The organism is Polaromonas sp. P1_H6, assembly GCF_056405195.1.
Window position 1 is genome coordinate 50,098 of the sequence record NZ_JBFUCN010000011.1, and the last position, 26,101, is coordinate 76,198.

Here is a 26,101-nt window from a genome sequence, read left to right on the forward strand (position 1 = left end):
TCCTGCGCCGCCGACACCACCAGGCCCCAGGGCCTGGGCTTTTCATGACCTCCTCCTCTTCATTCCCCATCCGATGGCCCGCCGAAGCCCTCTGGGAGGCCCTGGCGCCCTCGCTGCCGGGCTTCACGGTGGAGGTGCTGCCCGAGATCGACTCCAGCAACACCGAGCTGATGCGCCGCTTCCGCGGCAGCCCCACGGTCGAACCCCGTCCCGAGCCCCTGCTGCTGGTGGCCGAGCAACAGACCGCCGGGCGCGGCCGCCTGGGCCGCCAGTGGCAAAGCCGGCGCGGCGACAGCCTGACCTTTTCGCTGGGCCTGCCGCTGGCGCCCGCCGACTGGTCCGGCCTGTCGCTGGTGGCCGGTGTCAGCGTGGCCGACAGCCTGGAGCCCCTCAACGCCAGCCAGGGCGGTAAACCCCGCATAGGCCTCAAATGGCCCAATGACCTGTGGCTGTCCACACCGCAGGGCGAAAGCAAGCTGGCCGGCATCCTGGTCGAGACCGCCAGCTGGGAAGGCCTGCGTTATGTGGTCATCGGCATAGGCATCAACATCCGCGCCGTGGCGCTGGACACCGCGCAGGCCCCGGCCGCCCCATCCGCCCCGGCCGCCGTCCCACCCGGCAGCCTGCAGGAACTGCTGCCCGGCCTCGACGCGCCGGCCGTGCTGCTGCGCGTGATCCCGCCGCTGGTGCAGGCGGTGCAGGCCTTTGAGCGCTTTGGTTTTGCGCCCTTCCAGGCGCGTTTCGCGGCGCGCGACGTGCTGGCCGGCCGGGCCGTGCAGCTCTCCGACGGCACCGTGGGCACGGCCCACGGCGCGGGCGAAAACGGCGCGCTGCTGGTGCATACTGCGGCTGGCATGAAAGAAATCACCAGTTCCGAAGTCAGCGTGCGGCCCGTGGCGGCGCCCAACCCGCAAGGCGCGCGCCCATGCTGAGGCTGCTGGTGCTGGCGCTGCTGCTGGCCAATGCTGGCTACTTCGCCTGGACGCAGGGCCTGCTGGCCGACTACGGTTATGCCCCGGCCGTCCAGGCCGAACCGCAGCGCCTGGCCCAGCAGATCAAGCCCCAGGCCATGCAGCTGCTGACGGCCGCCGACGCGCGCCAGCTCGAAAACGCTGCATCCCCCGCCGCCCCGGCGCAAGCCGCCGCCGAATGCCTGCAGGCGGGCCTCTTCAGCCCCGAACAAAGCACCGCCCTGCGCACCGGCCTCGAAAGCAGCCTGCCCATCGGCAGCTGGACGCTGGAAAGCGGTGTGGAGCCAGGCCGCTGGATCGTCTACATGGGCAAGTACAACAGCGAAGACGCCCTCATCAAAAAACGCACCGAACTGCGCGGCCTGGGCGTGTCCTTTGAAGCCCTGATCAATCCCACGCTGGGGCCCGGCCTGTCGCTGGGCCACTACAGCTCGCAGGCCGAGGCCGAACGCGAACTCGCCAAGGCCGCCACGCGCGGCGTGCGCACTGCCAAGGTGGTGCTGGAGCGGCCCGAAGCGCGCGGCCAGCTGCTGAAGCTGCCGGCCGCCGACGCGGCGATCAAGGCGAAGCTTGAGACGCTCAAGCCGCAGCTCGCTGGCAAGCCCCTGCAAGCTTGCCAGTAACTTTCTAAACGGCTTTCCAGGCGCGCAGCGGCACGCAGGTCTGCAAGCGCGTCACGGCCTGATCCATCAACGCCGGATGCAGCTCATGGCCCAGCGAGCGGGCCACGTCCAGCGTCGCGTCGGCGCCCAATTCCATCAGGTGGTCAAAATCGCTGCGCGTGCGCGCCAGCGGCACGACTTCGTCGTTCTGGCCGTGCAGCAGGTGCAGGGTGGTCAGCGCCGGCGCGCGGGCCGGCCAGACCTGGTAGCCGCCGCCGAAGGACAGCAGCCGGCCCGCCAGGCCGTCGTGCGCGTCGCTGAAAGCCAGTGCCAGGCTGGCGCCCGCGCCAAAGCCGGCCAGCGCGGTGTCCGACTGCAGGATCTCGAAACGCTGCTGCTGCGCGCGCACAAAGGCGGCCAGCACTTCCACGCGCGCGGCCAGGGCCGCCGCATCATCCAGCCCGGCCGCCGCGGCGCCCGCCGCATCGGCGTGTGGTCCCGACAGGCCTTCCGGAATCAGCACCGCGGCCTCGGGGAAAGCGCCGCCCAGCAGATTGCCCAGCTCCAGCATGTCGGCGGCCGTGCCGCCCGCGTCGTGCAGCAGCACAAAGAGCTGGCGCGGCGTGGCGCCGGCGGGCAGCAGTTCAATGGTTTCGGTGTCTAGCGGGTTCATGGCAGGCGGGCGTTGAAGCAGGGGTCAAAAAAAACAGTTGGGGCCTCCGCGGCGGCTTTCAACCACTGTACCCGGCCCGCTATGCCGGCGCCACGCCGTTGGCATCTTCCATCACCAGCGAGGCATGCATGCCTATGCCGGCCGCCACCCCGCCGGCGCAGGCAAAAGTGATGCTGTGCGGCACGCGGGCCATGTCGCCGCCCGCGTAGACGCCGGCCACGCTGGTCAGGCCCCAGGCGTCGATGCGCACGATGGGGCCGAAGGGCGAATCGTCAAACGCGCAGCCCAGCGCCGCCGCCAGCGGGCTGGCCATGCGCACCTGCGTGCCTACCAGCAGGGCCTTGATCGCCACCCGCCGGCCGTCCCGCAGCAGCACGCCGTCGAGCGCGGGTGCCGCGCCCTGCAGTTCGGCGATGGGGCTGGACTCGACCCTGACCTTGCGCGCGGCCAGCGAGGCCTGCTCTTCGGCAGACACCGCCACCACGCCCTGGGTGAACAGCGTCACCTCGCCCCAGTCGGCGAACAGCACCGCCTGGTGCACCGACATCGGCCCGGTTCCCAGCACGCCGATGGCGCCGCCGCCAATCTCATAGCCGTGGCAATAGGGGCAGTGCACCACCGTCTTGCCCCAGCGTTCCTGGAGGCCGGGGATTTCGGGCAGCACGTCGGCCACGCCGGTGGCCAGCAGCAGGCGGCGCCCGGTGAACCAGCGCATGCTGTCCTCGGCCTCGACGACAAAGCCCGCCTCGCCGCTGTCCACACGGCTCACACGGCCGCTGAAGACCTGCACGGTCGGGTAGGCTCGCAACTGCTGCCTGGCCTCGGCCAGGACTTGCGAGCCCGGCTTGCCGTCGTGGCCCAGCACGCCGTGCGACTCCGATGCGAAGCGGTTGCGCGGCAGGCCGGCGTCGATCACCAGTACCTGGCGCCGGGCGCGAGCCAGCTGCAGGGCGGCGGACAGCCCGGCAAAACTGCCGCCCACGATGATGGCGTCATGCAGCATGGCCGGCCTCCGGGGCATGAGGGTGCGCGGCGTGGCCGGCATGGGCCACCATGGCGCGGTTGAAGTCGGCCGACAAGTCGGCCAAGGTGACCTCGCCCAGGCGCCTGGCCAGCAGGGCCTCGGCCTCGCGCAGGCTGCCGGCCAGCGCGCGCTGCACCGACTGCTCGATGACGCAGCCGTCGGCATGCGCGCCCTCGCCGTCCGCCCCGGCGCTGTCACCGAGAGCCATCTGCACGTCAAGCAGCGTGACGGATGCCAGATCGCGCGCCAGCACCCAGCCGCCGCCGTGGCCCCGCTCCGACACCACAAAACCGGCTTCGCGCAGGCCCGCCATGGTGCGCCGCACCACCACCGCGTGCGTACGCAGGCAGGCCGCGAGTTCGTCCGAGGTCATGGGCCCGCCGCGGTGGGCCATGTGCAACAGCGCGTGCAGGACGGCGGAAAGCCGGCCTTTTGATTTCATGTAACTTATCATGTTGCATGATTCTACGGATGCCGTTTGCCGGCGTCCGTGCCCGGCCGCAAATCCCCATGCGGCGCGGGGCCAATACCCGGCGATCCGGCGTGTTCCGGCCCCGGCCCGCCGGCTGGGCGAAAATCAGCGCTTTTACGCATCACGGCCATCCGGAGTTACCACATGAAAATCGCAAAAGACACCGCCGTCACCCTCAGCTACAAGGTGGCGGACGCCCAGGGCAAGCTGGTCGAGCAGAGCAACACGCCTATGGTTTACCTGCACGGCGGCTACGGCAACACCCTACCCAAGATCGAGGAAGCGCTGGACGGCCAGGAAGCCGGCTTCCAGACCGTGCTGGCGCTGGAGCCGCAGGACGCCTTCGGCCTGCGCGATGAAGGCCTGGTGCAGACCATCCCGCGCACGCAGTTCCCGCCCGGGGTCAAGGTCGGCGGCCAGCTCGAGGGCCGCGGCGAGGACGGCCGCCAGCACGTCTTCAACGTCATCAAGATCAAGGGCGACACCGTCATGCTGGACGGCAACCACCCGCTGGCCGGCAAGGCCCTGCGGTTTACCCTGAAGGTCACCGCTGTGCGCGCCGCCTCGGAAGAGGAAATCGCCCACCGCCACGTGCACGGCGAGCACGGCCACCACCACTGATCCGCGTTTCACAACCGATTAGCGGTTTTATTCACCACGTTACCCCCCGTTACGGCTAAAAAACGCCCGCTGGCCTACAGTGGGACTAAGCCTACGCATCCCGAAGGCGGCCGACGACAGGCCCCGCGCGGGATGGCGGCTAAGTTCGTGGATTAACTTCGGGGGTTCCATGGTGATCAACGCGTTCCTTGTCGAGGACAAGCCGGACATACGCAATACCTTGGTGGAAGCCATGGAAGAAATCGCGCCGCTGCGCTTTGTCGGCCACGCCGATTCCGAGACCGGCGCACGCCTGTGGCTTCATGACCATGAAGACTGGGACCTCGCCATCGTCGACCTGTTCCTCGCCGAGGGTTCGGGCTTCGGCGTACTCAAGGACTGCCAGCGGCGCAAGCCGGGCCAGAAGGTGGTGGTGCTGACCAGCCACAGCCAGGAAAACCTCTTGCTGCGTTGCCGCGAGTTGGGGGCCGATGAGGTTTTTGACAAATCACAGGATGTGGAGAAGCTGGTGCGGTTTTGTCAGCATCATGCTGAGAGTCTTGATGGGGTGTTGCCGCCGGCGCAGTGAGGGTGCTCCCTCTGTGCTCTCTTCTTAGTTCTGCTGGCCGGGGGTTGCCCGGCGGCAAGTAACTTTCTTTTGCTTCGCCAAAAGAAAGTCACCAAAGAAAAGGCGACCCGCAGTCTGGGTCCCTCCGCTTCGCTACGGGCAACCTGCGGTGCTCGACTACGGCGGGGTCTCGCGCAAACTCGCTTCGCTCAGACAAGCGCGATCCCTGATCCGCCTACGTCTGCGCTCCTCGGCCCAGCCAGGACGGGGCAATCGGGAACGGGGAAAGAAGACAGAAAACGAAAATACCAAGAAGACAATACAAACAAGGACTCGCCATGGCGAGTCCTTGTTTCTTAGGTATTGGTATTCCTTCCCCACCCCTTGTGGATGCGCCGAGGAGCGCAGGTTCAGGCGGATCAGGGATCGCGTTGTTTGAGCCGAAGGCGAGTTTAGCGAGACCCCGCCTGAACCGAGCACCGCAGGTTGCCCGAAGCGAAGCGCAGGGACGCAGCAACCAGGGTCGCCTTTTCTTTTGCTTACTTTTCTTTTGGCGAAGCAAAAGAAAAGTGAGTAGCCGCCGGGCTACCCCCGGCCAGCAGGACCAAGCAAAGGACAAGGGGAGCGCGCAAGCCGGCGCAAGACCCGGTCAACTCACCCCGAGATGAAATTGATGTTGGCGCGCGTGGGGTCGTTCCCATGAACCGCGAAAATGTTGATGCCCATCTGGTAATACTTGTAGCCTTGCGCGTCGAGCAGATCACGCAGTGCCTGCTGGTCGGTCTTCAGCCATTCGATCCACAGATGGGGTTTGTGGGCCTCGATGGTTTTGAGTGCGCCTGCCAGTCCTTCAAGTTCCATGCCCTCGATGTCCATCTTGATGAAGTCCAGGCGGGGTAGCTTGAGGCCGTCCACCGTGATCATCCTGACCGTCTGGCTGTTCTGCTCGGAATAATCGATGGGCTGCCCGATAAATTCGTTTTTTTCGCTTTGGCGCAATTCAAGCGAGCCGAAACTTCCGGGTACCAGGTAGTCGGGCCTGGGAATTTTCATCTCGCCTTCCTCGGCGCCCAGCGCGGCGTGGTAGGCCCTTGCGTTAAAGCAGTTGTTGATGGCGATGTTGCCGGCGAGGGCGTAATAAATCCTTTCCTGGGCTTCGACGGCGATGACCTTTCCCCAGCCGTGCATATGCCTGGCCCACTCGATGGTGTGAACGCCCATGTTCGCGCCGATGTCAAGCGCGACAACGCCGTCGCCGAAAGCGTCCCGGCGCAAAGTCAGCAGTTGCAAGACCGTGTCGACTTCCCCGGGGTCAAACTCCGAGTTCTGGAGAATTTGATAGCCGACGCCGTAGCCGCGCCCGTCGTCGGTCATGTGGTGGTCGTTGCGATTGACGATCATGGTTCCATGATTGGATGAGGCCAATACAAAAGGCAGGGGGCGAGCAACAAAAGCCATGGTAAATCTTCCCGGTTGACAAAAAATCCCGGGCTTGCGCTTGGCGCAAGCCCGGCGTCGCGGCAAGGTTATGCCCAGCACGCGTTCACGGAGCATCAGGCACGCATCAAGGCCTCAATCTCATCCCCATCCACCGGCACCCCGCGCGTCATCAGCTCACACCCCTTGGCCGTGACCAGCGCGTCGTCCTCAATCCGGATGCCGATATTCCAGAACTCCCTGGGCACGTTCTTGCCGGGGCGCACATAGAGGCCGGGCTCTATCGTCAGCACCATGCCGGGCCGCAGGATGCGCGAAGGCTTGCGCATGATGGGCTGGCCCATGGCGTCCTTGTCGGGGCGTGGTTTGCTGCCGGGTTCGCTGTAGTCGCCGCAGTCGTGCACGTCCATGCCCATCCAGTGGCTGGTGCGGTGCATGTAAAACTGGCGATAAGCGCCGGACTCGAGCACGTCGTCGACCTTGCCGTGTTTGGCCTTGGGCAGCAGGCCGGTGTCCAGCATGCCCTGGGCCAGCACGCGCAGCGCGGCCTCGTGCGGGTCATTGAAGCGCTTGCCGGGCCTGGTCGCCTTCACCGCAGCGTACTGGGACTCCACCACGATGTCATACAGGCGGCGCTGGGCCGGCGTGAATTTACCGTTCGCCGGGAAGGTGCGTGTGATGTCGCTGGCATAACCGTCGAGTTCGCAGCCGGCGTCTATCAGGCACAGCTCGCCGGCCTTGAGTTCGGCGTCGCCGGCGCGGTAGTGCAGCACGCAGGCATTGGCGCCTGCGGCCACGATGCTGGTGTAGGCCGGGAACTGCGAGCCGTGGCGGCGGAACTCGTGCAGCAGTTCGGCTTCCAGGTGGTATTCGCGCAGGCCGCCCTTGATGGGATCACGCAGCATGGCGGCTGAAGTCTGCATGGCGCGCACATGCGCGCCCGCCGAAATTTTGCCGGCACGGCGCAGGGTGGCGATCTCGTGGCTGTCCTTGAAGAGGCGCATCTCGTCGAGCACGCCGCACAGGTCGTGCCGGCTTTGCGGGCACTCGTCGCCCAGACGCACGCGGGCGCGCACCTTGTCGAGCCAGTCGTCGACCCGGGCGTCCAGGCCTTCATGTGTGGCAAAGGGGAACCACACCGACTTCTGGTTGGCCAGCAGCGCCGGCATCCGGGTGTCCAGTACCTCGGTGCTGAAGGCGGCGTCCACGCCCAGCCGGGCCGGCGCGGCCTTGGGGCCCAGGCGTATGCCGTCCCAGATTTCGCGCTCCAGGTCCTTGGGGCGGCAAAACAGCGTGGTCTTGCCGTTGGCCTCAATCGCCAGCCAGGCTTCGGGCTCGTCAAAGCCGGTCAGGTAATAGAAATAGCTGTCGTGCCGGTACGGAAAATCGCTGTCGCGGTTGCGCGGGTACTCGCGCGCGGTGGGCAGCAGGGCGAGGCCGCCGCCGGCCGCCCTGAGTGCACGGGCCACGGCGGCACGGCGTTTCTGGTAAATCGTGGTGGTGCTCATGGTGGCTGCGCTTTGGGTTTGTTAATTGGTGGTGACGGCTGCCTGGTTCAACTCGTCCAGCCGGGCCGGTGTGCCCACGTCGGTCCAGGGCCCGGTGTACAGCTCGGCGCTGACCCGGCCATTGTCCATCGCGGCGCGCAGCAAGGGGGCCAGTGGGGCTTTGAGGCCTTCGGGGTTGCCGAAGGGCATGCTGTTGAAGAATTCGCGGCGGTACAGGCCGATGGTGCTGTAGGTGAATTTGGGTTCCGCGCTGTCTTTGGCCAGGTTCAGTGCCAGGCCGTCCGGGCCCAGGCCGAAGTCGCCCTGCGGGTTGTGGGGCGGGTTGGCCACCAGCCAGAGGTGGGCCAGCTTGCCGCCGGCGGCAAAACGGTCTACGGCGGCCTGGCTGAATTCAAAGCCCGGCACAAACACGTCGCCCGCCAATAGCCAGAACACCTCGCCCAGCAGCGGGAGCGCGCGCGCGATACCGCCGGCGGTTTCCAGCGCGCCGCCGAAATCAACGCCTTCGTGTGAATAGGCAATCGACAGCGGCGTGCGGCCTGGCTGGCTGAAGTGGTTTTCAATCTGCTCGCCGAGCCAGGCGGTGTTGATCACCAGGTCGGTGAAGCCGCCGCGCGCCAGCGCCTCGGCATGCCAGGCGATCAGCGGCTTGCCGCGCACTTTCAGCAGGGGCTTGGGCGTGCTGTCGGTCAGCGGGCGCATGCGCTCGCCGCGGCCGGCGGCCATGATCATGGCTTTGATGGCCGGGTCGCTCACTGCGTATCCCCGCGGTCCAGTGAGCGCTGCTCGGTCCATTCCGGGTTAAAACGCCGTATCAGCGCATCCATCAGGCCGCGCGCGCGCGCCGAGTGGTCGGCGCCAAAGTTGCAGACGTACACGTCCAGTGTCACGGCCTTTTGTTCAGGCCAGGTGTGAACGCACACATGCGATTCGGCCAGCAGCACGGTGGCCGTGATGCCGCCCGGGCCGTGCACGGTGTCGGGAAAAGTGTGGAACAGCTGGTTGACGGCCTGCAGGCCGGCGGCCTGCACGGCCTGCACGCACCAGTCGCCCAGGCGGGCGGCGTCGGTGAACCAGGCGGGATCGCAGCGGCATTTGTAAAGGTCGGCGGTCAGGTGTAGGCCTTGCATCCCCCGACTTTAGACGATGCGCGGCCCCGTCCAGGCCGTAACTTGGTTCCATATCCCGCCAAATTCCCGGGCCGGGGCCAGACGGTAAAATACCGGGTTACCCCTGATCTTTCCCCCTCCGGAGCAGCCTACATGGCAAACACGCAAATGATGGCGAATGCGATACGCGCACTCGCAATGGACGCCGTACAACAAGCCAATTCCGGACATCCCGGCGCCCCCATGGGCATGGCCGACATGGCCGTCGCCCTCTGGGGCCGCCACCTCAAGCACAGCCCGCACAACCCCAACTGGTTCGACCGCGACCGTTTTGTGCTCTCCAACGGCCACGGCTCCATGCTGATTTACGCCGTGCTGCATTTGACCGGCTACAAACTGCCGATCAGCGAACTGAAAAACTTCCGCCAGCTGCACAGCAAAACCCCCGGCCACCCCGAATACGGCTACACCCCCGGCGTCGAAACCACCACCGGCCCGCTGGGCCAGGGCCTGACCAATGCCGTCGGCATGGCGCTGGCTGAAAAGCTGCTCGCCAAGGAATTCAACCGCGAAGGCCACACCGTCGTCGACCACAACACCTATGTGTTCATGGGCGACGGTTGCCTGATGGAAGGCATCAGCCACGAGGCCGCGGCCCTGGCCGGCGCCTGGAAGCTCAACAAGCTGGTCGCGCTATATGACGACAACGGCATCTCCATCGACGGCCAGGTCGCACCCTGGTTCATCGACAACACCGCCGTGCGCTTTGCCGCCTACGGCTGGAACGTGCTGGGCCCCATCGACGGCCATGACGCCGAGCTGGTCGCCAATTCCATCGAAGGCGCGAAGAAGTCCAGCGACAAGCCCACGCTGATCATCTGCAAGACACACATCGGCAAGGGCTCGCCGAACCGCGCCAACACCGCCAAGGCCCACGGCGAGCCGCTGGGCGCCGAAGAAATCAAGCTCACGCGCGAAGCCCTGAACTGGCCCCACGCCCCGTTTGAAGTGCCGAAAGAAACCTACGACGCCTGGGATGCCAAAGCCAAGGGCCTGGCCGCTGAAGCCGCCTGGGACGCGAAATTCGCCGCCTACAAGGCGGCGCATCCTGAACTTGCCGCCGAACTGGTCCGCCGCATGAAGGGTGAGCTGCCCAAGTCCTTCGCGCAACTGGCGGTCGACACCGTCATCGGTTCGCACACCAAGGCCGAAACGGTCGCTTCGCGCAAAGCCTCGCAGCTCGCGCTGGAAGCCTTCACCGCCGGCCTGCCTGAAATGCTGGGCGGCTCGGCCGATTTGACCGGCTCCAACCTGACCAACACCAAGTCCACGCCCAGCCTGCGTTTCGACATGAACGGCGAAGTCGTGCTGACGGCCAACGCCGACGGCGTGAGTTCCATCGGCCGCCACATCAACTACGGCGTGCGTGAATTCGGCATGGCCGCCATCATGAACGGCATTGCGCTGCACGGCGGCTACATCCCCTACGGCGGCACCTTCCTGACCTTCAGCGATTACAGCCGCAACGCCATCCGCATGGCCGCGCTGATGAAGCTGCGCGTGGTGCACGTGTTCACCCACGACTCCATCGGCCTCGGTGAAGACGGCCCGACGCACCAGTCCATCGAGCATGCCGCCAGCCTGCGCCTGATCCCCAACCTGGACGTCTGGCGTCCGGGCGACACGGCCGAAACAGCCGTTGCCTGGGCCGTCGCGCTCGAGAACAAGAACAAGCCGACGGCACTGCTGCTGAGCCGCCAGAACCTGCCCTACGCGCCGAAGAAAGACCTCGGCAACATCAGCCGCGGCGCCTACGTGCTGGCCGAGCCGGCAGAAGTCGGCCTCAACAAGAAGGCCCAGGCCGTCATCATCGCCACCGGTTCCGAAGTGCAACTCGCGCTGAAGGCACAGGAAATACTGGCCGCCCACAAGATCGCCGTGCGCGTGGTTTCCATGCCCAGCACCACCACCTTCGACAAACAGAAAACCGCCTACAAGAGCGAAGTGCTGCCCGAAGGCATCCCCCGCATCGCGGTGGAGATGGGCGTGACCGACGGCTGGTGGAAATACGGCTGCGCCGCCGTGGTCGGCATCGACAGCTACGGCGAATCCGCCCCGGCACCCGTCCTGTTCAAACACTTCGGCTTCACGGCCGAGAACGTCGCCGACACCGTGCGCAAGGTGCTGCGCAAGTAAGCGCACGCAACGTACGCTGCCTGTCCAATCAACCAATTTCAACTTCCAGGAGCAACAGCAGATGACTATCAAACTTGGCATTAATGGTTTTGGCCGGATCGGCCGCAACGTGTTCCGCTCGGCGATCAAGAGCTTCGGCGACATTGAAATCGTCGGCATCAACGACCTGCTCGAGCCCGACTACCTGGCGTACATGCTGAAGTACGACTCGGTGCACGGCCGCTTCGAAGGTGACGTGTCCGTCGAGGGCAACACCCTCATCGTCAACGGCAAGAAGATCCGCCTCACGCAGGAACGCGACCCCGCCAACCTCAAGTGGGGCGACATCGGCGCCACCGTGGTGCTGGAGTCCACCGGCCTGTTCCTCGACAAGGCCTCCGGCGAGAAGCACCTGGCCGCCGGCGCGAAGAAGGTCATCTTCTCGGCGCCGTCGAAAGACGACACTCCGATGTTCGTTTTCGGCGTCAACGACAAGACCTACAAGGGCGAGGCCATCATCTCCAACGCCAGCTGCACCACCAACTGCCTGGCGCCCGTCGCTAAGGTGCTCAACGACAAGTGGGGCATCAAGCGCGGCCTGATGACCACGGTGCACGCCGCCACCGCCACGCAGAAAACCGTGGACGGCCCGAGCAACAAGGACTGGCGCGGCGGCCGCGGCATCCTGGAAAACATCATTCCTTCCAGCACCGGCGCCGCCAAGGCCGTCGGCGTGGTGATTCCCGAGCTCAACAAGAAGCTGACCGGCATGTCCTTCCGCGTGCCGACTTCCGACGTTTCGGTGGTCGACCTGACTTGCGAACTCAACAAGGAAGCCACGCTGAAGGAAATCTGCGCCGAGATGAAGGCGCAAAGCGAAGGCGCGCTCAAGGGCATCCTGGGCTACACCGAAGACAAGGTGGTCGCCACCGACTTCCGCGGCGATGCCCGCACCTCCATCTTCGACGCCGACGCCAGCATCGCGCTGGACGGCACCTTCATCAAGGTGGTGGCCTGGTACGACAACGAATGGGGCTACTCCAACAAGTGCCTGGAAATGGTGCGGGTGGTGGCGAAGTAATTCGCTGCGGCTTCATCAAAAAAAAGCGCCTTCGGGCGCTTTTTTTTCGGCCGTCGCACATGAAAAGGCCGCAGGCGGTCAATGTTCATTGACCCAAAGCCGGCCGGCCCGTATGGTCGCCGGATGCCGCGCCCATGCCGCGCGGCGCAAGGGGAGGAACATCATGGCGCTGCAGCCGTTTCGGGAGTGGCTTGTCCAGAAAAGCTGGGCGCACGGGGTGTATTACGCCAAGGCGGTGGCCTGCCTTTTGCCGCCGGCCGCGCTGGCCGCAGATGCGCCTTATTTCGGCGTCTCGCCGCAGCACTGGCCGCCTGGCTTCGCGGGCCTGCTGGCCTGGCAACTCACGGCGGAGCTGTTTTTCATCGCCGTCGCGCTGGCGGACCGATTCCTGCCTCGGCTTCGAAACAGCGAAGCGGCGCTCAATGCGGCCTGTGCGGGCGCGATGGTGCTGGCCACCTGGGTCGGGGCGGTCCATGGCTGGATGCGGGGCGACTTGGCCATCTACGCCGCCGGCGCGACCTTTGTGGCGGCTGTGATGTGCACGCCCAGCCCGGTGCGCCGGCCGATGTACGTGCTGAGTTTTGCGGTGCTGGCCCTGGCCGCCGGCATGCGGGAGGGGGACGGTGTGGCGCTGCTGGCCGCGCTGGTCAATCCGTTCTGCGTGGTGGTGCTGTGCATCGAGCTCGACAGGTTCATGCATGCGCGCAACGCCGAACTTTACGCCGAGATGCAGCGCGCGGAGACCGAACGCGCGCGCGCCGACAAGGTGCTGTACAACGTGTTGCCGGCTTCCATCGCCGACGAGCTCAAGCGCGACGACAAGGTCAACGCGGTGAAGTTCGACAACATGGGCGTGCTGTTCGCCGACATCGCCGGCTTCACGACTTTTTCGCGCGCCCTGCCGCCCGACGCGCTGGTTCTGGTGCTGAACCAGATCTTCTCGGCCTTTGACGGCCTGGTCGAAAAATACGGCCTCGAAAAAATCAAGACCATAGGCGATGCCTACATGGTCGTCGCGCACCATCGGCTTGAGGCCCTGGGGCGGCTGGCGCTCGACATGGGCGAGGCCCTGCGGCGCTACAACACCGGCAACGGCACGGAACTGGCCATACGCATCGGCATCCACACCGGGCCCGCGGTGGCCGGAGTGATCGGCGTCAAGCGCTTCCTCTACGACGTCTGGGGCGACACCGTCAACGTGGCCAGCCGCATGGAATCCAGCGGCGCGCCCGGCGCCGTCCACGTCAGCGAAGCGGTGTACCTGCAGACTCGGCAGCATTTTTCATTCGTCGCGCGCGAACCCATAGAGATCAAGGGCAGGGGCCGCATGGCCACCTACTGGCTGCTGGGCCGGACGGTCCGGCTCACCTCAGCATGAAGCCTGCACGCGCAGTCACGGTAGCGAAGGCACTTCAACGGCCGACATGGCTTGCGGCAGAGCCGCCACCAGGTGATCGATCAGGGCGCGCACCGTGACGGGAACGCGCCGTGTCGCCGGGTACAGCGCGTAGAGCGCGATCTCCGGGGATTCCTGCCACTGCGGCATCACCGGCACCAGCCGTCCCGCCGCGAGGTGCTTCGCTGCCAGGAACTCGGGCTGCAGGATCAATCCGGCGCCAGCGACGGCGGCCTCCACCAGCAGGTCGCCGTTGTTGGCGCACAGCGGCCCGCCGACGGCCACGTGCGCCGTTTCCCGGCCCCTGCCGAGGTGCCAGATGTGCCCCTTGTTGGCATGCGCGTAGTTCAGGCAGCGATGCGCCTTGAGCGCCTTCGGCGAGCCGGGCGTTCCGTGCGCCTGCAGGTAGGCGGGGGCGGCATAGATGGCGCGTCGCACGTCGCACAGGCGGCGCGCCGCCAGCGAGGAGTCCGGCAGTTGCGCGATGCGCAGGGTGAGGTCAAAGCCCGTCTCATAGGGGTCGAGCATGCGGTCGTTGAGTTCCACGCGCAACTCGACCCGCGGATGCAGCGCCAGGAACTCCGACAGCAGCGGCGCCAGCACCAGCTTGCCGAAGGACATCGGCGCATTGACGCGCAGCGGCCCTGCCACCGCGCCGCGCAGGGCCGCCATGGACTCGCGGGCTTCGGCGGCGATGGCCAGCAGATCCACGGCATAGTCGTGCAGCGTGGCGCCGGCACTGGTCAACGCAATCGCGCGGGTGGAGCGCGCAAACAGCGTACCGCCGTATTCCACTTCCAGCGAAGCGATGAGCTTGCTGATCTGCGAGCGCGTCACGCCGAGCTCACGCGCGGCGGCGGCAAAGCTGCCCAGCCGTGTCGACAGCACCAGGGCCTGGAGGGCGTCGAGTCTGTCCATGAATTGGTTCCTCTTTGGATACGGTTTGGTTCGAAAACTCAGTCTAGTCAACCTATTGGCTGCAATTTAGCATTCCAGCTTGTTTGTTTCACCATTACAAGGAAATTCACCATGGCTCAAGGAAAACTCGAACTTCTGACCCCCCAGAACTGCGCGCTTGTCCTGATCGACCACCAGCCGCAAATGACCTTCGGCGTGGCCAACATCGACCGGCAACTGCTGAAGAACAACGTCATCGGCCTGGCCAAGGCGGCCAAGGTGTTCAATGTCCCCACGGTGCTGACCTCAGTCGAGACTGAATCCTTTTCGGGCAACATCTGGCCCGAACTGCTCGCGGTGCTGCCCGACAACCGGATTTTTGAGCGCACCAGCATGAACACCTGGGACGATGCCGCCGTCAAGGCCGAACTGAAAAAATTCGGCCGCAAAAAACTGGTGCTCGCGGCGTTGTGGACCGAGGTCTGCCTGAACTTCCCCGCGCTGGAGGCCATGGCCGACGGCTACGAGGTGTATTTTGTGGAAGATGCCTCCGGCGGCACTTCGGTGGCGGCGCACAACATGTCGGTGCAGCGCATGATCCAGGCCGGCGCCGTGCCCATCACCTGGCAGCAGTTCCTTCTCGAAATGCAGCGCGACTGGGCGCGCAAGGAGACCTATGCGGGTACCACGGGCATCGTCATGGAGCATTCCGGCGCCTACGGCTCTGGCGTCGACTACGCGATCACGCACGTGCACAAGATGCCCGCGCGCAAGCTGGGCTGAAGCGCCATGAACAGCGCCACAAACAGCACGGGTGAGCCGGCAGGCCCGTCCTCTGAAAGCGTCAGCCTGGTGGTGCGCCACCGCGTGCGCCCCGGTGCGCGCGCCGCGTACGATGCCTGGCTGGCGGAGACCATGCGGGTCGCCTCGGCCTATCCGGGCCACCAGGGCGTGCATGTGGTCCGCCCGTCCGGCACCGGCGTTGACTACCTCATCGTGGTCCGCTTCGCCACCTCTGAGCAGTTGAATGCCTGGTACCGATCCACCGAACGCGCGCGCCTGGTCGAGGCCGTGCAGCCGCACCTGCAAGCCGGTGAACAGGTCACCCTGGGCACCGGCATCGACTTCCTGTTTCCCCCTGAAGCGGCGGCTGGCGCGGAGGCGCCGGTAAAGCCCGCGGCCTGGAAACAGTGGCTGATCACCACCTCGGTCATCTGGCCGCTGACCATGGTCGTGCCCTGGGCCATGGGGCCGTTGTTCAAGGCCGTCCCCGCCCTGGGCGTGTATGGCGTGGAGCACGGCATACTGGCGGCCGTCATCGTGGCCCTGGTGGTCTGGGTGGTCATGCCGCCCTACACGCGGCTGCTGCACCCATGGCTGTTCGCGCGGCGCTGATTCCCCCTCAACAATTCCCGGAAGTCCGCATGACCGATCCCGCCATGGCCGCCACGGCCGACATCATTTTCATCAACGGCCGCTTCACCACCCTGGACCGGCAGAACCCGGTGGCCGCCGCGGTGGCCGTGGCTGGCGGCAAATTCATCGCCGTGGGCAGCCACGAAGATGCCATGCGCCACGCGGGCGCCAAGACACAGGTGGTCGACCTGGCCGGCGCGGCCGCCCTGCCCGGCCTGCACGACAGCCACACGCATTTGATACGCGCCGGCCTCAACTACGCGATGGAACTGCGCTGGGACGGTGTGCCTTCGCTCGCCGATGCGATGGCCATGCTCAAGGCGCAGGCGGCGCGCACGCCGGCGCCGCAGTGGGTGCGCGTGGTCGGCGGGTTCACCGAGCAGCAGTTCGCGGAAAAGCGCCTGCCCACACTCGCGGAAATCAATGCGGCCGCGCCCGACACCCCGGTCTTCATCCTGCACCTGTATGACCGCGCCCTGCTCAACGGCGCCGCCCTGCGCGCCGTCGGCTACGGCAAGGACACGCCGAATCCGCCCGGCGGCGAAATCGCGCGAGACACCCAGGGAAATCCGACAGGCCTGCTGCTCGCCAGACCTAACGCGATGATCCTCTACGCCACACTGGCCAAAGGCCCCAAGCTGGACCCGGACGCGCAGGAGGCGTCGACCCGGCTTTTCATGCGCGAGCTGAACCGGCTCGGCATCACTTCGGTGATCGATGCCGGCGGCGGCTTCCAGAACTATCCCGACGACTACCGCGTGATCGAGAAGCTGCGCGATACCGGCGAGCTCACGGTGCGCATAGGCTACAACCTGTTCACGCAGCGGCCGAAACAGGAGGCGGATGATTTCCGGCAGTGGACCGGCATGCTGCCGCCGCTGTCCGGCACCGACATGCTGCGCCACAACGGCGCCGGCGAAATGCTGGTGTTCTCCGCGGCCGATTTCGAGGACTTCCGCGAGCCCCGGCCCGAACTGCCCGCCAGCATGGAGGACGAGCTCGAGCGCGTGGTGCGCCTGCTGGTGGAAAAGCGCTGGCCTTTCCGGCTGCACGCGACTTACGACGAATCCATAGGGCGCGCACTCGACACCTTCGAGAAGGTCAACCGTGAGATTCCTTTCAACGGCCTGCATTGGTTTTTTGATCACGCCGAAACCATCAGCGCGCGCAACATCGACCGTGTCAAGGCGCTGGGCGGCGGCATCGCCGTGCAGCACCGCATGGCCTACCAGGGCGAATATTTCATCGAGCGCTATGGCGCCGGCGCCGCCGAACACTCGCCGCCGATTCGCCGCATGCTGGACGCCGGCCTGCCCGTGGGCGGCGGCACCGATGCAACCCGCGTCGCGAGCTACAACCCCTGGGTCTGCCTGTACTGGATGGTCACCGGCAAGACGCTGGGCGGCACCGCGCTGTACCGCCCCGACAACCTGCTGGACCGCGACACCGCGCTGCGGCTGTGGACCAGCGGCAGCGCCTGGTTCGCCAATGCCGAGGGCCAAAAAGGCCAGATCAAGGTGGGCCAGCTTGCCGACTTCATCGTGCCCTCGCGCGACTTCTTCGGCATCCCGGAGTCCGACATCAAGGACCTGGTGTCGCACCTGACGGTGGTGGGCGGGCGCATCGTGCACGGCGACGGCGGTTTCGCGGGCCTGGCGCCGCCCATGCCCAAAGCCGCCAACGACTGGGCACCGACAAAGGCTTTCGGCGGCTACTGGCGCGAGCCCGCCTCCGGAGGCAAACCGGCGGGCTTCGCCGCGCGCGCGATGCAGCCTTTCGCCGATTGCTGCGCCAAGCCCTGCGCGGTGCACGGGCACGGCCACACCCAAAGCTGGCTGGGCAACGCGCCGGTGTCCGACGAAAAAAGTTTCTGGGGCGCTCTGGGTTGCGCGTGCTGGCTTTGAGCAATAGCTGATGAGGAAAACCATGACCGCGCGCGAGAACACATTTTTAATACCGGCGCTCCAGGCCGCCAGGCTGCTGCTGGCGGTCGCCTTCGTCTACAGCGGCGTTTCCAAGCTGTTCAATTTCGACGCGGCTATCGGCGAGGCCGCGCATTTCGGCCTGAGCCCGGCGCCCGTGTTCGCCGCCGCGGTGCTCGTCACGCAACTGGCCGGCTCAGCGCTGATGCTTTCCGGCCGCGGCCCGTGGGCGGTGCTGGGCACACTCGCGCTGGCCGGGTTCACGCTGGTGGCCACGGTCATAGGCCATCCGTTCTGGGCCATGAGCGGCATGGAGCAATTCCACAACCGCAATTCATTCCTCGAGCATCTGGGGCTGATCGGTGGCCTGGTGCTGGTGGCCGCACTGTCCTGGGACCGCCGCGCCGCGCGCTGATGGGCGCCGGTCCGCAACCACCAGGCCTGAGGAGGGCTCAGCGGCCCAGCAGTTCAGCCGGCAGCGACAAGCCGGGCCGTTCGTCGTCCCAGGCCATCGCGCTCATCTTCCAGCCTTCGGGGGTCTTGATGAACTGTGTCGAGATCACACCGCGTGCTTCAAAGTCCTTGCCGTTCTGGGTGCCGGCTTTGCCGTAGGCGCTGTAGCGGTGCGCGATATTGCCGAAGACCTGCGTGGTCTCCGACAGCTCCCATTCCTTGAAGCGCGTCAGCGCGCCACTGTCCACCAGGGCCCGGCGCGGCGCGATGAATTCGGCGACGGTCGATATCTCGGGCGTGGCCGCCGTGTTCTTGATCAGCAGGCCGGCCTCGATGAACAGGCCGTGGATGTTCTGGTAAGGCGGTGCGCCGCCGGCCTCGAAGGACACGGCCTCAAAGAACGCCGCCGCCAGCGCATCAAGTTCGCGCTTCACGTCTTCTGCTTGTGTGCTCATGCTCATGTCGACTCCTGGATAGGTAGTGCGGTGCTTGCCGCTTCCGCCGGCCGCTCTTCGCGCCCGCCCGGGTAGCGCGCAAAACGCGCCGGCTCACGGCCGTGCACCGGCGCGTCGTCCGCGAAGGACCAGCCGCCGAACTGCGTGCGCTGGTAGTCGGCAAGGGTCTGCGCGATTTCGGCCTGAGTGTTCATCACGAAGGGGCCGTACTGCACCACCGGTTCGCCAATCGGCTTGCCTTGCAGCAGCAGGAACTCGGCTTCGTCGGCGCCGCTGTTGGCCAGCTCCACGGCCGCATCGGCCCGCAGCGTAATGGCCGCATGGCCGCTGACGGGCTGGCCGGCCACGCCGGCCGACGTGCCCTTGAAAAAATACAGTTGGCGCTGCGTACCGCTGCCCTTGGCGGCGGGCAATGTCCAACGCGCGCCGGGCGCCACGCGAATCGTCCAGATCGCCACATCGGCATCGGCCTGCGCGGCCCAGGAATCGGGCGGCGGTGCGAGCGGGCCGGTTTCGGCCTCGCCCAGGCGCCCGGCGATGACGGCGACTTCGGTGGTGCGGCCCGCGCTGTCCGTGAGCACCTGGCGCGGAATGTCCTGCGACCAGAACATGGTGAAGTGCGGGTCCGCCATCTTGCCGGCCGCCGGCAGGTTGAGCCAGATCTGGAACAGCTCCAGCGGGTTGGGGTTCTGGGGGTCCAGCAGCGGGAACATTTCGGAATGCACCACGCCTTTGCCGGCCGTGAGCCACTGCACGTCGCCGCGGCCGAAGCGCGCCGTGGCGCCCAGCGAATCGGAGTGGTCGACCAGGCCCTTGCGCACGATCGTCACGGTTTCAAAACCGCGGTGCGGGTGCGCCGGAAAACCCGGCACCGTGCTGCCGTGGTACATGCTCCAGCCGTCCTTGCGCGCGAAGTCCTGGCCGATGTCGCGTCCCGTGAGTGAGGCGTCCGGTCCCATCTGCGCATTGGCCCGGGGGTAGGCGTCGTCGTGGTAGACGCAAAAGAGGAAGGGATCGAGCGTCGCCCACGGAAAGCCGAGCGGCTTGACCTGCAGGACCGGGTGGGCGGCGGAGTCGGTGGCGGAAGATGCGGCGGACGTGGCAGGCATGAAGAGGCCTTTCTGGCGTGTGACGTTCAAAGAAGACATATGCGGCCGGCCGCTGATGCTTCAAGCGGCGCCGGCCTGCCAACGGGCTTGCCGGCTCTTCAGCTCTTGAGCTTCCAGCCCGTGCGGAAGATCCACCACACCACGCCCAGGCACAGCCCCAGGAAGCCCAGGATGGCCAGCACGCTGAGGCCCACATTGACGTCGGCCACGCCGTAGAAGCTCCAGCGGAAGCCGCTGATCAGGTAGACCACCGGGTTGACCAGGGCGATGTTTTGCCACAGCGGCGGCAGCATGTTGATGGAATAAAACGCGCCGCCCAGGAAGGTCAGCGGCGTCACCACCATCAGCGGCACAACCTGCAGCTTCTGGAAGTTGTCGGCCCAGAGCCCGATGATGAAACCGAACAGGCTGAAGGTCAGCGCGGTCAGCAGCAGGAAGCACAGCATCCAGAAGGGGTGCGCAATGCTGTAAGGCACGAAGAGGCGCGCCGTGACCAGGATCAACAGGCCCAGCATGACGGACTTGCTTGCCGCGGCCCCCACATAACCGATCACTACCTCCATCGACGACACCGGCGCCGACAGCAGCTCGTAAATCGTTCCCGACCACTTCGGCATGTAGATGCCGAAGGCGGCGTTCGAGATGCTCTCGTTGAGCAGCGACAGCATGACCAGGCCGGGGATGATGAAGGCGCCGTAGCGGATGCCGTCGATGTCGCCCATGCGCGAGCCGATGGCGGCCCCGAACACCACGAAATACAGCGAGGTTGAGATCACCGGCGAGGCGATGGACTGCATCAGCGTGCGGAAGGTGCGCGCCATTTCAAAGCGGTAGATCGCGCGGATGGCGTGCCAGTTCATGCGGCCTCCTTGATGTTGGCGGTGGGGGTGTCGGCATGCACCAGGCTCACGAAGATGTCTTCGAGCGAGCTCTCGCTCGAGTGCAGGTCCTTGAAGTCGATGCCGAGTTCGGCCAGCTGCTTGAGCAGGGCCGCAATGCCGGTCTCCTCGGTCTGCGTGTCGAAGGTGTAGACCAGGGTGTGGCCTTCCTTCGTCAGCTCCAGCGGCAGCCCGGCCAGGGCGGCCGGAATGCTCTGCAGCGGCGTTTGCAGCTGCAGGCTCAATTGCTTCTTGCCGAGCTTGCGCATCAGCACGGTTTTGTCCTCGACAAGGATCAGCTCGCCTTTGTTGATCACGCCGATGCGGTCGGCCATCTCCTCGGCTTCCTCGATGTAGTGCGTGGTCAGGATGATGGTGACGCCGCCGTCGCGCAGCTCGCGCACCATTTGCCACATGCCCTTGCGCAGTTCGACGTCGACGCCGGCGCTGGGCTCATCCAGGAACAGGATGGTCGGCTCGTGCGACAGCGCCTTGGCGATCAGCACCCGGCGCTTCATGCCGCCCGAAAGCGCCATGATCTTGCTGTCCTTCTTGTCCCACAGCGACAGGTCGCGCAGCACCTTCTCGATATAGGCCGGGTTCGGCGGCTTGCCGTACAGGCCGCGGCTGAAGCTCACGGTGGACCAGACGGTTTCGAAGGCATCGGTCGAAAGCTCCTGCGGCACCAGGCCGATCTTGGAGCGGGCGGCACGGTAGTCGCGGACGATGTCGTGCCCGTCGGCCGTCACCGTGCCCGAACCGGGGTTGACGATGCCGCAGACGATGCTGATCAGGGTGGTCTTGCCAGCGCCGTTGGGGCCCAGCAGGGCGAAGATCTCGCCGCGCCGGATCTCCAGGTCCACCGACTTGAGCGCATGAAAGCCCGAGGCGTAGGTTTTGCTGAGTTGCTGTATGGAAATGATGGGATTGGCTTGCACGCGGCATCCTGGTGTGAAGTGGGCACTCAAGGAAGAGTGCCCGAATCATTCTATCGAGCGCGAGCGAAAAGCCGGGGACTAAGGGCTTTTCAAGGCCTTGCCGCTTTTCGCGCGTGGGTACGGCCGCCTCGTGCCGCGCGGCGCTCCGATTCCCGGCGGGCCTGCGCCGCCTTCAGGCGGCTCGCTGTTCGGGCCAGGGTTCGCGCCAGGCAGGCAACTGGTTCAGGCGGTCGTGCCAGCGCCGGATCGCCGGGAAACCCGCCAGCGGCAAGCGTGCTTTTTCGGCGTAGGGCAAGGTGATGGCCACCGCGAAGTCGGCGACGGTCAGGGCATCGCCGACAAGGTACTCGCGCCCTTTCAGGTGCCCCTCCAGCACGCCGGCATAGCGTTCGAAATCCGGCGTCACCCGGGCAATCTCGGCGGGGTCGGCCTCGCGCCCCAGGAAGCGCGGCTTGATGATGTGCTCAAAGTAAAAAGTGCCGACGGCCGGCGCGAACTCGGTCGCATCCCACATCAGCCAGCGCATCACCTCGATGCGGCGTTCATCGCGCGGCCAGAGTTCCGAGCCGGCTTTCTCCGCCAGGTGGCACATGATGGCGTTGGACTCCCACAGAACCAGTTCGTCATCGACCAGCACCGGCACCTTGGCGTTCGGATTCATCTTGCGGAATTCAGGCGTGCGGTGCTCGCCTTTTTCCAGCGCGACAGGGATGAATTCCAGTGGCGACTCCAGGTGCCGGGCGACGGCGCAGGCCTTGCGCGGGTTCAGCGTGTCCGAGTAGTAAAGCTTCATGGTTTTTCCATCGTGTGTTTCCCGTGTGTTTTCAAGCCGCCATGCGCGGCAGGTCGGACCAGACCGGCCTGACCTCTATGGTCGCGGCACTGGCCATGGGGTGGCCGGCCGCGATGTCGATGGCTTCCCGCATGCCGGCGCATTCAATCAGCCCGTAGGCCGACATTTTTTCCGCGCTGCCGGCAAAAGGGCCGTCCGTCACCACGCGCTTGCCGCGGCGCACCCGCACCGTGGCGGCTTCGCCCGGCGGGCGTAGCGGGTTGCCGTGCTGGAGGATGCCGCGGCCTTGCATGTCCCTGACCCAGGCGCCTATTTCGGCGACCAGGGCCGGGGTGGGCGCGAAGGCCGCGTCGTGGCAGATGATCAGCAGGAACTGCATGGGATGCGCCGCCTCAAGGCATGGGCAGCGGATGGATCACCATCCACGACACGCCGAAGCGGTCGACCACCACGCCGAAGGACGAGGCGAAAAAGGTCTTGGCCATCGGCATTTCCACCTTGCCGCCCTCGCCCAGCAGCTTGAACAGGCGCTGCGCCTCGGCATCGCTGGCCGCGGACACAGACAGCGAGAAGCCCTTGAACTCCGCCTTGCCACCGCCCATGCCGTCGGAGGCCATCACTTCCGTCTCGCCGATCTTGAAGCTGGCGTGCATGATGCTGTTGGGGTCGGGGGCCGGGCCGCCGTCGGGGCCGCAGCCATCCGTCATGGGTTCGGGGTTTTCCTTGAAGCGCATCATCATCGTGACCTGCGCGCCAAGCGCCTTGCGGTAGAACTCGATGGCCTCTTCGCAGCGGCCGTTGAAAAAGAGGTAGGACTGAACCAGCATGGGAATCTCCTTTGGGGTTGGTTGGTTGGGGGGTGGGGATGCGTGCCTAGCGCGGAAACAGCGCGGCGGTGGCAGGCCAGTCGGCCATCCGCGTTGCGGGAACAAGTGCAGGAACTGGCGTGGCCGGCCGCGTATCGCGGCCGAAGTACACCTGCACTTCCACGAGCTTGCCGCCCTGGAAGCGCAGCCATTCGGTGTTGCGGAATTTTTTGCCCGTGGTGCTTTCGGCCTCATAACGTATGAAGGCCTCGTCGCCCTGGCCAAATATCTTCTCCACCGTAAAGCGGCGCAGCGTGCGGCTGTTGGGCCAGCAGCGCGCGAAGTAGGCGGCGCGGTTGATGCGGTCGTCCAGCGGGCTGCTGAAGGTGAAGCGCTCGTCCAGCAGGTCTTCAAGGACTTGCCGGTCCTGCGTCTCGTACGCCGAAAAATACCGGCGCACCAGGGTGGCGATGGGGCTGTTCATGGCGGCGGCCTTTCTTGCAAATACTGTCCGGCTTCAGGCCCTGTCGTAGGCCTCTTTCAAATCCTTGATGCTGATCTTGCGCATCTTCAGCATCGCGCTCATGGCGGCGCCGGCCTTGGCCGGGTTTTTGTCGCCCAGCATTTCACCGAGCGCCGTCGGGATGATCTGCCAGGACAGGCCGAACTTGTCTTGCACCCAGCCGCACTGGTTGGGCGCGCCGCCGGCCGAGAGCTTGTCCCACAGCTCGTCCACCTCCGCCTGCGTCTTGCAATCCACAAAGAGCGAGATGGCCGGCGTGAAGCTGAAGTGCGGGCCGCCGTTGAGCGCCATGAACTCCTGGCCCTCAAGTTCGAAGCTGCCCGTCATGACCGTGCCCTCGGGACCGGGGCCTTCCTTGCCGTAGCGCCGCAGCATGGTGATCTTCGAGTTCTTGAAGATCGAGACATAGAAGTTCATGGCTTCTTCGGCCTGGTCGTTGAACCACAGGAAGGGGGTGATTTTCTGCATGGTTGGGGTCCTTGTAAGCGCGGGGTTTCGCGGGGAAATTCAGGGTTCGGAGGCTTGTGCGGTGGCCCAATCAGCAGTATTGTGTACACCGTCCACAAAAGAATAGCAAAGATAATGAACGCTGTCCACATAAATACGTAACAAGCCATGTCGAGCGCGTCCCAGCCCCCGCCACCCCGCAGCACTTACCGCCACGGAGACTTGCGGCGCGCGCTGCTGGAAGCCGCCGTCGAGCTGGCCCGGGCGGGTGGCCCCGAGGCCGTGGTGCTGCGCGAAACCACGCGCCGTGCGGGCGTCGCGCCCAACGCCGCCTACCGCCATTTCGAAAGCCGCCAGGCCTTGCTCTATGCGGTTCGCTCCGCCGCGCTGGCGGCCGTGGCCCGCGCCATGGAGGCCGAACTGGCCGCACTGCCCCCGGATTTACCGCCCGCCGAATTCGCCCGCGCCAATGTGCGCGCGGTGGGCACCGGCTACCTGCGTTTTGCGCAGGCGGAGAGCGGGCTGTTCCGTACGGCCTTCGGGCCTTCGGACGATTTGAAGGAAAGAGCCCAGGGCGCGCCGGCCGATAGCGAGCGCAAAGGGCAAAGCGGGCTGGACCCGTTCGAGCTGCTGGGCGCCGCGATCGACAAACTCGTGGGCGCCGGCGTGATGTCGCCCGAACGCCGCCCCGGCGCCGAGTTCCTGGCCTGGTCGGCGGTGCACGGCCTGGCGATGCTGGTCATAGACGGCCCGCTGGGCCCCATCCTGGGCCCGCAGATGCTGCAGATCGGCGAGCGCCTGATCGATATGGTGGAAAAAGGCCTGTGCGAAAAATAGCGGGCCTCAGGCCGCGCCCGCCGGGTCCGCGCGTGAGGGCAAGCCCATGCCTGCAGGCAGCCCCTCGCGCAACGCCTCGATAAAGCGGCGCAGCTTGGCCGGGTAAAAATTCGAATAGGGATAGATCAGCCAGACCGGCAGCGGCGCGGCGCACCATTGGGGCGCCAGGTGCAGCAAGCGGCCTTCCGCCACGTCCTCGGCCACCAGCCAGGTTGAGGAAATGCTCGCGCCCAGGCCCAGCAGCGTGGCATTGCGCAGCGCGAACAGGCTGTCCGTGCCCAGGCGCGGCTGTATCGCGAAGCGGAACTCCTCGCTGTCGCGGCCGGCATGGCGGCGGGTCAGCGCCACCTCGTTGCGGTAAAAGGTCTGCAGCGCCAGCCAGGGCAGGGCCTGCAGTTCGGCTGGCTGCAGCGGCGGCGGCCGGCCCTGCAGCAGCGAAGGCGCGGCCACCACGATGCGCCGGACTTCGGCGATCTTCACGGCCACCAGCGAGGGGTCTTCCACCGCGCCCACGTGCACCGCGCAATCGATGCCCTGGGCGATGAAGTCCGGCGTGCCGTCGTGCAGCAGCCATTCCACCGTGACCCGCTCGTGGCGCCGCAAATAATCGACCAGCGGCCCCACCAGCCGCTGCTGGCCCAGCGCATGCGGCACGACCACGCGCAGCGTGCCCTCCGGCACTTCCTGCGTGCCGCGCAGGTCGGCCTCGAAAGCGTCCCAGTTGCCCAGCAATTCCTTGGCGCGGGCAAAACAGCGCTCGCCGTCCTCGGTCAGCTTCATCGCGTGGGTGGAGCGCTGCAGCAGCTTCAGGCCCAGCGAACGCTCCAGCGCCTGCAGGCGCCGGCTCACCGTGGGCTGCGTGGCGTTCATCTGCGCGGCGGCGGCCGACAGGCTGCCCGCCTCCACGATGCGCACAAAGGTCTGCATCAGTTCAATCCGGTCCGGCGCGGTTTTCATGGGTGTCCGTTCTCTGTCTTTGCATACGTATTGCGTATGACCATTGTGCCCAAT

At 66.0% G+C, this 26,101-nt stretch carries 30 protein-coding genes; 12 read left to right on the top strand and 18 right to left on the bottom strand.

All coding sequences use genetic code 11. The features are described from left to right. Positions 1 to 44: 44 nt before the first annotated feature. Together AC1D1F_RS12040 and AC1D1F_RS12045 are read left to right on the top strand one after the other, a co-directional pair. Positions 45 to 932, top strand: a complete 888-nt coding sequence (locus AC1D1F_RS12040; RefSeq protein ID WP_477677413.1) for a biotin--[acetyl-CoA-carboxylase] ligase — start codon at positions 45 to 47, stop codon at positions 930 to 932. Further along, positions 926 to 1,594, top strand: coding sequence for an SPOR domain-containing protein (locus AC1D1F_RS12045; protein ID WP_477677412.1), 669 nt, complete (start codon positions 926 to 928; stop codon positions 1,592 to 1,594). Before AC1D1F_RS12040 ends, AC1D1F_RS12045 begins: the two co-directional genes overlap by 7 nt. 4 nt (positions 1,595 to 1,598) lie before the next feature. Here AC1D1F_RS12045 and ypfH read toward each other — a convergent pair whose 3' ends face one another. The 3 genes from ypfH to AC1D1F_RS12060 all read right to left on the bottom strand — a co-directional run bounded on the left by ypfH (position 1,599) and on the right by AC1D1F_RS12060 (position 3,712). Further along, complete coding sequence (ypfH, locus tag AC1D1F_RS12050) at positions 1,599 to 2,246, bottom strand: esterase (protein WP_477677411.1); 648 nt, start codon at positions 2,244 to 2,246, stop codon at positions 1,599 to 1,601. 79 nt (positions 2,247 to 2,325) lie between these two features. Beyond that, positions 2,326 to 3,249, bottom strand: coding sequence for an NAD(P)/FAD-dependent oxidoreductase (locus tag AC1D1F_RS12055; RefSeq protein ID WP_477696998.1), 924 nt, complete (start codon positions 3,247 to 3,249; stop codon positions 2,326 to 2,328). Further along, positions 3,239 to 3,712 (bottom strand): Rrf2 family transcriptional regulator, encoded by a 474-nt coding sequence (locus AC1D1F_RS12060; protein ID WP_477677409.1) that lies wholly within the window; start codon positions 3,710 to 3,712, stop codon positions 3,239 to 3,241. The genes AC1D1F_RS12055 and AC1D1F_RS12060 overlap by 11 nt, the downstream gene beginning before the upstream one ends. A 174-nt stretch (positions 3,713 to 3,886) precedes the next feature. Here AC1D1F_RS12060 and AC1D1F_RS12065 point away from each other — a divergent pair, with 174 nt between their 5' ends. Further along, positions 3,887 to 4,363 carry an FKBP-type peptidyl-prolyl cis-trans isomerase gene (locus AC1D1F_RS12065; protein ID WP_477677408.1) on the top strand — a complete coding sequence of 159 codons (477 nt, stop codon included), beginning with the start codon at positions 3,887 to 3,889 and terminating at the stop codon, positions 4,361 to 4,363. A gap of 169 nt (positions 4,364 to 4,532) precedes the next feature. After that, positions 4,533 to 4,931 (top strand): response regulator, encoded by a 399-nt coding sequence (locus AC1D1F_RS12070; protein WP_477677407.1) that lies wholly within the window; start codon positions 4,533 to 4,535, stop codon positions 4,929 to 4,931. A 633-nt stretch (positions 4,932 to 5,564) separates the two neighbouring features. Here the strand turns inward: AC1D1F_RS12070 and AC1D1F_RS12075 are convergent. The 4 genes from AC1D1F_RS12075 to speD form a co-directional block, all read right to left on the bottom strand. After that, a complete protein-coding gene (locus tag AC1D1F_RS12075; RefSeq protein ID WP_477676665.1) occupies positions 5,565 to 6,311 on the bottom strand; it encodes an FkbM family methyltransferase in 747 nt (248 codons plus the stop codon). A gap of 152 nt (positions 6,312 to 6,463) precedes the next feature. Next, entirely contained in the window at positions 6,464 to 7,855 is a 1,392-nt protein-coding gene (locus tag AC1D1F_RS12080; RefSeq protein WP_477696727.1) for an aminopeptidase P N-terminal domain-containing protein, read from the bottom strand. 21 nt (positions 7,856 to 7,876) lie between these two features. Next, the gene (murU, locus tag AC1D1F_RS12085; protein ID WP_477676691.1) at positions 7,877 to 8,587 is read right to left on the bottom strand and encodes an N-acetylmuramate alpha-1-phosphate uridylyltransferase MurU; all 711 of its coding nucleotides are present in this window, start codon (positions 8,585 to 8,587) and stop codon (positions 7,877 to 7,879) included. 20 nt (positions 8,588 to 8,607) lie between these two features. Then, entirely contained in the window at positions 8,608 to 8,985 is a 378-nt protein-coding gene (gene speD / locus AC1D1F_RS12090; protein ID WP_477676667.1) for an adenosylmethionine decarboxylase, read from the bottom strand. Positions 8,986 to 9,117: 132 nt separating this feature from the next. On the opposite strand from speD, the gene tkt reads away from it, so the two are divergent. The 3 genes from tkt (at position 9,118) to AC1D1F_RS12105 (ending at position 13,598) form a co-directional block, all read left to right on the top strand. Next, on the top strand, positions 9,118 to 11,160 hold the full coding sequence (gene tkt / locus AC1D1F_RS12095; RefSeq protein ID WP_477676668.1) for a transketolase: 2,043 nt from the start codon (positions 9,118 to 9,120) through the stop codon (positions 11,158 to 11,160). 61 nt (positions 11,161 to 11,221) lie between these two features. After that, positions 11,222 to 12,220: a type I glyceraldehyde-3-phosphate dehydrogenase gene (gap, locus tag AC1D1F_RS12100; protein WP_477655540.1), complete on the top strand. Its 999-nt coding sequence runs from the start codon at positions 11,222 to 11,224 to the stop codon at positions 12,218 to 12,220. A 163-nt stretch (positions 12,221 to 12,383) separates the two neighbouring features. Beyond that, on the top strand, positions 12,384 to 13,598 hold the full coding sequence (locus AC1D1F_RS12105) for an adenylate/guanylate cyclase domain-containing protein (RefSeq protein WP_477676670.1): 1,215 nt from the start codon (positions 12,384 to 12,386) through the stop codon (positions 13,596 to 13,598). A gap of 15 nt (positions 13,599 to 13,613) precedes the next feature. On the opposite strand, the gene AC1D1F_RS12110 is transcribed toward AC1D1F_RS12105, so the two are convergent. Then, positions 13,614 to 14,534: a LysR family transcriptional regulator gene (locus tag AC1D1F_RS12110; protein WP_477676671.1), complete on the bottom strand. Its 921-nt coding sequence runs from the start codon at positions 14,532 to 14,534 to the stop codon at positions 13,614 to 13,616. A gap of 111 nt (positions 14,535 to 14,645) precedes the next feature. Between AC1D1F_RS12110 and AC1D1F_RS12115 the strand changes: the two genes are divergently transcribed. Genes AC1D1F_RS12115 through AC1D1F_RS12130 form a run of 4 tightly spaced genes read left to right on the top strand, consistent with a single transcriptional unit; the run spans position 14,646 to position 18,266 of the window. Next, positions 14,646 to 15,296, top strand: a complete 651-nt coding sequence (locus AC1D1F_RS12115) for a hydrolase (protein ID WP_477676672.1) — start codon at positions 14,646 to 14,648, stop codon at positions 15,294 to 15,296. Between the two features lie 6 nt (positions 15,297 to 15,302). Next, the gene (locus AC1D1F_RS12120) at positions 15,303 to 15,908 is read left to right on the top strand and encodes an antibiotic biosynthesis monooxygenase (RefSeq protein ID WP_477696728.1); all 606 of its coding nucleotides are present in this window, start codon (positions 15,303 to 15,305) and stop codon (positions 15,906 to 15,908) included. Positions 15,909 to 15,937: 29 nt separating this feature from the next. Further along, complete coding sequence (locus AC1D1F_RS12125; protein ID WP_477676674.1) at positions 15,938 to 17,833, top strand: amidohydrolase; 1,896 nt, start codon at positions 15,938 to 15,940, stop codon at positions 17,831 to 17,833. Between the two features lie 10 nt (positions 17,834 to 17,843). Then, positions 17,844 to 18,266 (top strand): DoxX family protein, encoded by a 423-nt coding sequence (locus tag AC1D1F_RS12130; RefSeq protein ID WP_477700730.1) that lies wholly within the window; start codon positions 17,844 to 17,846, stop codon positions 18,264 to 18,266. Between the two features lie 37 nt (positions 18,267 to 18,303). Here the strand turns inward: AC1D1F_RS12130 and AC1D1F_RS12135 are convergent, their stop codons facing one another. From AC1D1F_RS12135 to AC1D1F_RS12175, 9 genes are all read right to left on the bottom strand, one after another. After that, positions 18,304 to 18,759 carry a hypothetical protein gene (locus AC1D1F_RS12135; RefSeq protein ID WP_477676676.1) on the bottom strand — a complete coding sequence of 152 codons (456 nt, stop codon included), beginning with the start codon at positions 18,757 to 18,759 and terminating at the stop codon, positions 18,304 to 18,306. Between the two features lie 2 nt (positions 18,760 to 18,761). Next, entirely contained in the window at positions 18,762 to 19,868 is a 1,107-nt protein-coding gene (locus tag AC1D1F_RS12140; protein ID WP_477676677.1) for a pirin family protein, read from the bottom strand. 98 nt (positions 19,869 to 19,966) lie between these two features. Then, positions 19,967 to 20,728, bottom strand: a complete 762-nt coding sequence (locus tag AC1D1F_RS12145; protein ID WP_477683876.1) for an ABC transporter permease — start codon at positions 20,726 to 20,728, stop codon at positions 19,967 to 19,969. Continuing rightward, positions 20,725 to 21,684, bottom strand: a complete 960-nt coding sequence (locus AC1D1F_RS12150; protein WP_477696730.1) for an ABC transporter ATP-binding protein — start codon at positions 21,682 to 21,684, stop codon at positions 20,725 to 20,727. The genes AC1D1F_RS12145 and AC1D1F_RS12150 overlap by 4 nt, the downstream gene beginning before the upstream one ends. Positions 21,685 to 21,856: 172 nt before the next feature. Beyond that, positions 21,857 to 22,477, bottom strand: coding sequence for a glutathione S-transferase family protein (locus AC1D1F_RS12155; RefSeq protein ID WP_477676679.1), 621 nt, complete (start codon positions 22,475 to 22,477; stop codon positions 21,857 to 21,859). A 31-nt stretch (positions 22,478 to 22,508) separates the two neighbouring features. Next, the gene (locus AC1D1F_RS12160) at positions 22,509 to 22,856 is read right to left on the bottom strand and encodes a YciI family protein (RefSeq protein WP_477676680.1); all 348 of its coding nucleotides are present in this window, start codon (positions 22,854 to 22,856) and stop codon (positions 22,509 to 22,511) included. Between the two features lie 13 nt (positions 22,857 to 22,869). Next, positions 22,870 to 23,304: a VOC family protein gene (locus tag AC1D1F_RS12165; RefSeq protein WP_477676681.1), complete on the bottom strand. Its 435-nt coding sequence runs from the start codon at positions 23,302 to 23,304 to the stop codon at positions 22,870 to 22,872. A 46-nt stretch (positions 23,305 to 23,350) separates the two neighbouring features. Next, positions 23,351 to 23,767, bottom strand: a complete 417-nt coding sequence (locus AC1D1F_RS12170; RefSeq protein WP_477676682.1) for a nuclear transport factor 2 family protein — start codon at positions 23,765 to 23,767, stop codon at positions 23,351 to 23,353. 33 nt (positions 23,768 to 23,800) lie between these two features. Then, positions 23,801 to 24,274 (bottom strand): VOC family protein, encoded by a 474-nt coding sequence (locus AC1D1F_RS12175; protein ID WP_477676683.1) that lies wholly within the window; start codon positions 24,272 to 24,274, stop codon positions 23,801 to 23,803. Between the two features lie 147 nt (positions 24,275 to 24,421). Here AC1D1F_RS12175 and AC1D1F_RS12180 point away from each other — a divergent pair, with 147 nt between their 5' ends. Then, positions 24,422 to 25,090: a TetR/AcrR family transcriptional regulator gene (locus tag AC1D1F_RS12180; RefSeq protein ID WP_477676684.1), complete on the top strand. Its 669-nt coding sequence runs from the start codon at positions 24,422 to 24,424 to the stop codon at positions 25,088 to 25,090. 6 nt (positions 25,091 to 25,096) lie between these two features. Here AC1D1F_RS12180 and AC1D1F_RS12185 read toward each other — a convergent pair whose 3' ends face one another. Next, the gene (locus AC1D1F_RS12185; protein WP_477676685.1) at positions 25,097 to 26,047 is read right to left on the bottom strand and encodes a LysR family transcriptional regulator; all 951 of its coding nucleotides are present in this window, start codon (positions 26,045 to 26,047) and stop codon (positions 25,097 to 25,099) included. Between the last annotated feature and the right edge of the window lie 54 nt (positions 26,048 to 26,101).

Coding starts and splice junctions, on each gene's coding strand:
- AC1D1F_RS12040 (WP_477677413.1), top strand. CDS start 45: ATGACCTCCTCCTCTTCATTCCCCATCCGATGGCCCGCCGAAGCCCTC.
- AC1D1F_RS12045 (WP_477677412.1), top strand. CDS start 926: ATGCTGAGGCTGCTGGTGCTGGCGCTGCTGCTGGCCAATGCTGGCTAC.
- ypfH (WP_477677411.1), bottom strand. CDS start 2,246: ATGAACCCGCTAGACACCGAAACCATTGAACTGCTGCCCGCCGGCGCC.
- AC1D1F_RS12055 (WP_477696998.1), bottom strand. CDS start 3,249: ATGCTGCATGACGCCATCATCGTGGGCGGCAGTTTTGCCGGGCTGTCC.
- AC1D1F_RS12060 (WP_477677409.1), bottom strand. CDS start 3,712: ATGAAATCAAAAGGCCGGCTTTCCGCCGTCCTGCACGCGCTGTTGCAC.
- AC1D1F_RS12065 (WP_477677408.1), top strand. CDS start 3,887: ATGAAAATCGCAAAAGACACCGCCGTCACCCTCAGCTACAAGGTGGCG.
- AC1D1F_RS12070 (WP_477677407.1), top strand. CDS start 4,533: ATGGTGATCAACGCGTTCCTTGTCGAGGACAAGCCGGACATACGCAAT.
- AC1D1F_RS12075 (WP_477676665.1), bottom strand. CDS start 6,311: ATGATCGTCAATCGCAACGACCACCACATGACCGACGACGGGCGCGGC.
- AC1D1F_RS12080 (WP_477696727.1), bottom strand. CDS start 7,855: ATGAGCACCACCACGATTTACCAGAAACGCCGTGCCGCCGTGGCCCGT.
- murU (WP_477676691.1), bottom strand. CDS start 8,587: ATGATCATGGCCGCCGGCCGCGGCGAGCGCATGCGCCCGCTGACCGAC.
- speD (WP_477676667.1), bottom strand. CDS start 8,985: ATGCAAGGCCTACACCTGACCGCCGACCTTTACAAATGCCGCTGCGAT.
- tkt (WP_477676668.1), top strand. CDS start 9,118: ATGGCAAACACGCAAATGATGGCGAATGCGATACGCGCACTCGCAATG.
- gap (WP_477655540.1), top strand. CDS start 11,222: ATGACTATCAAACTTGGCATTAATGGTTTTGGCCGGATCGGCCGCAAC.
- AC1D1F_RS12105 (WP_477676670.1), top strand. CDS start 12,384: ATGGCGCTGCAGCCGTTTCGGGAGTGGCTTGTCCAGAAAAGCTGGGCG.
- AC1D1F_RS12110 (WP_477676671.1), bottom strand. CDS start 14,534: ATGGACAGACTCGACGCCCTCCAGGCCCTGGTGCTGTCGACACGGCTG.
- AC1D1F_RS12115 (WP_477676672.1), top strand. CDS start 14,646: ATGGCTCAAGGAAAACTCGAACTTCTGACCCCCCAGAACTGCGCGCTT.
- AC1D1F_RS12120 (WP_477696728.1), top strand. CDS start 15,303: ATGAACAGCGCCACAAACAGCACGGGTGAGCCGGCAGGCCCGTCCTCT.
- AC1D1F_RS12125 (WP_477676674.1), top strand. CDS start 15,938: ATGACCGATCCCGCCATGGCCGCCACGGCCGACATCATTTTCATCAAC.
- AC1D1F_RS12130 (WP_477700730.1), top strand. CDS start 17,844: ATGAGGAAAACCATGACCGCGCGCGAGAACACATTTTTAATACCGGCG.
- AC1D1F_RS12135 (WP_477676676.1), bottom strand. CDS start 18,759: ATGAGCACACAAGCAGAAGACGTGAAGCGCGAACTTGATGCGCTGGCG.
- AC1D1F_RS12140 (WP_477676677.1), bottom strand. CDS start 19,868: ATGCCTGCCACGTCCGCCGCATCTTCCGCCACCGACTCCGCCGCCCAC.
- AC1D1F_RS12145 (WP_477683876.1), bottom strand. CDS start 20,728: ATGAACTGGCACGCCATCCGCGCGATCTACCGCTTTGAAATGGCGCGC.
- AC1D1F_RS12155 (WP_477676679.1), bottom strand. CDS start 22,477: ATGAAGCTTTACTACTCGGACACGCTGAACCCGCGCAAGGCCTGCGCC.
- AC1D1F_RS12160 (WP_477676680.1), bottom strand. CDS start 22,856: ATGCAGTTCCTGCTGATCATCTGCCACGACGCGGCCTTCGCGCCCACC.
- AC1D1F_RS12165 (WP_477676681.1), bottom strand. CDS start 23,304: ATGCTGGTTCAGTCCTACCTCTTTTTCAACGGCCGCTGCGAAGAGGCC.
- AC1D1F_RS12170 (WP_477676682.1), bottom strand. CDS start 23,767: ATGAACAGCCCCATCGCCACCCTGGTGCGCCGGTATTTTTCGGCGTAC.
- AC1D1F_RS12175 (WP_477676683.1), bottom strand. CDS start 24,274: ATGCAGAAAATCACCCCCTTCCTGTGGTTCAACGACCAGGCCGAAGAA.
- AC1D1F_RS12180 (WP_477676684.1), top strand. CDS start 24,422: ATGTCGAGCGCGTCCCAGCCCCCGCCACCCCGCAGCACTTACCGCCAC.
- AC1D1F_RS12185 (WP_477676685.1), bottom strand. CDS start 26,047: ATGAAAACCGCGCCGGACCGGATTGAACTGATGCAGACCTTTGTGCGC.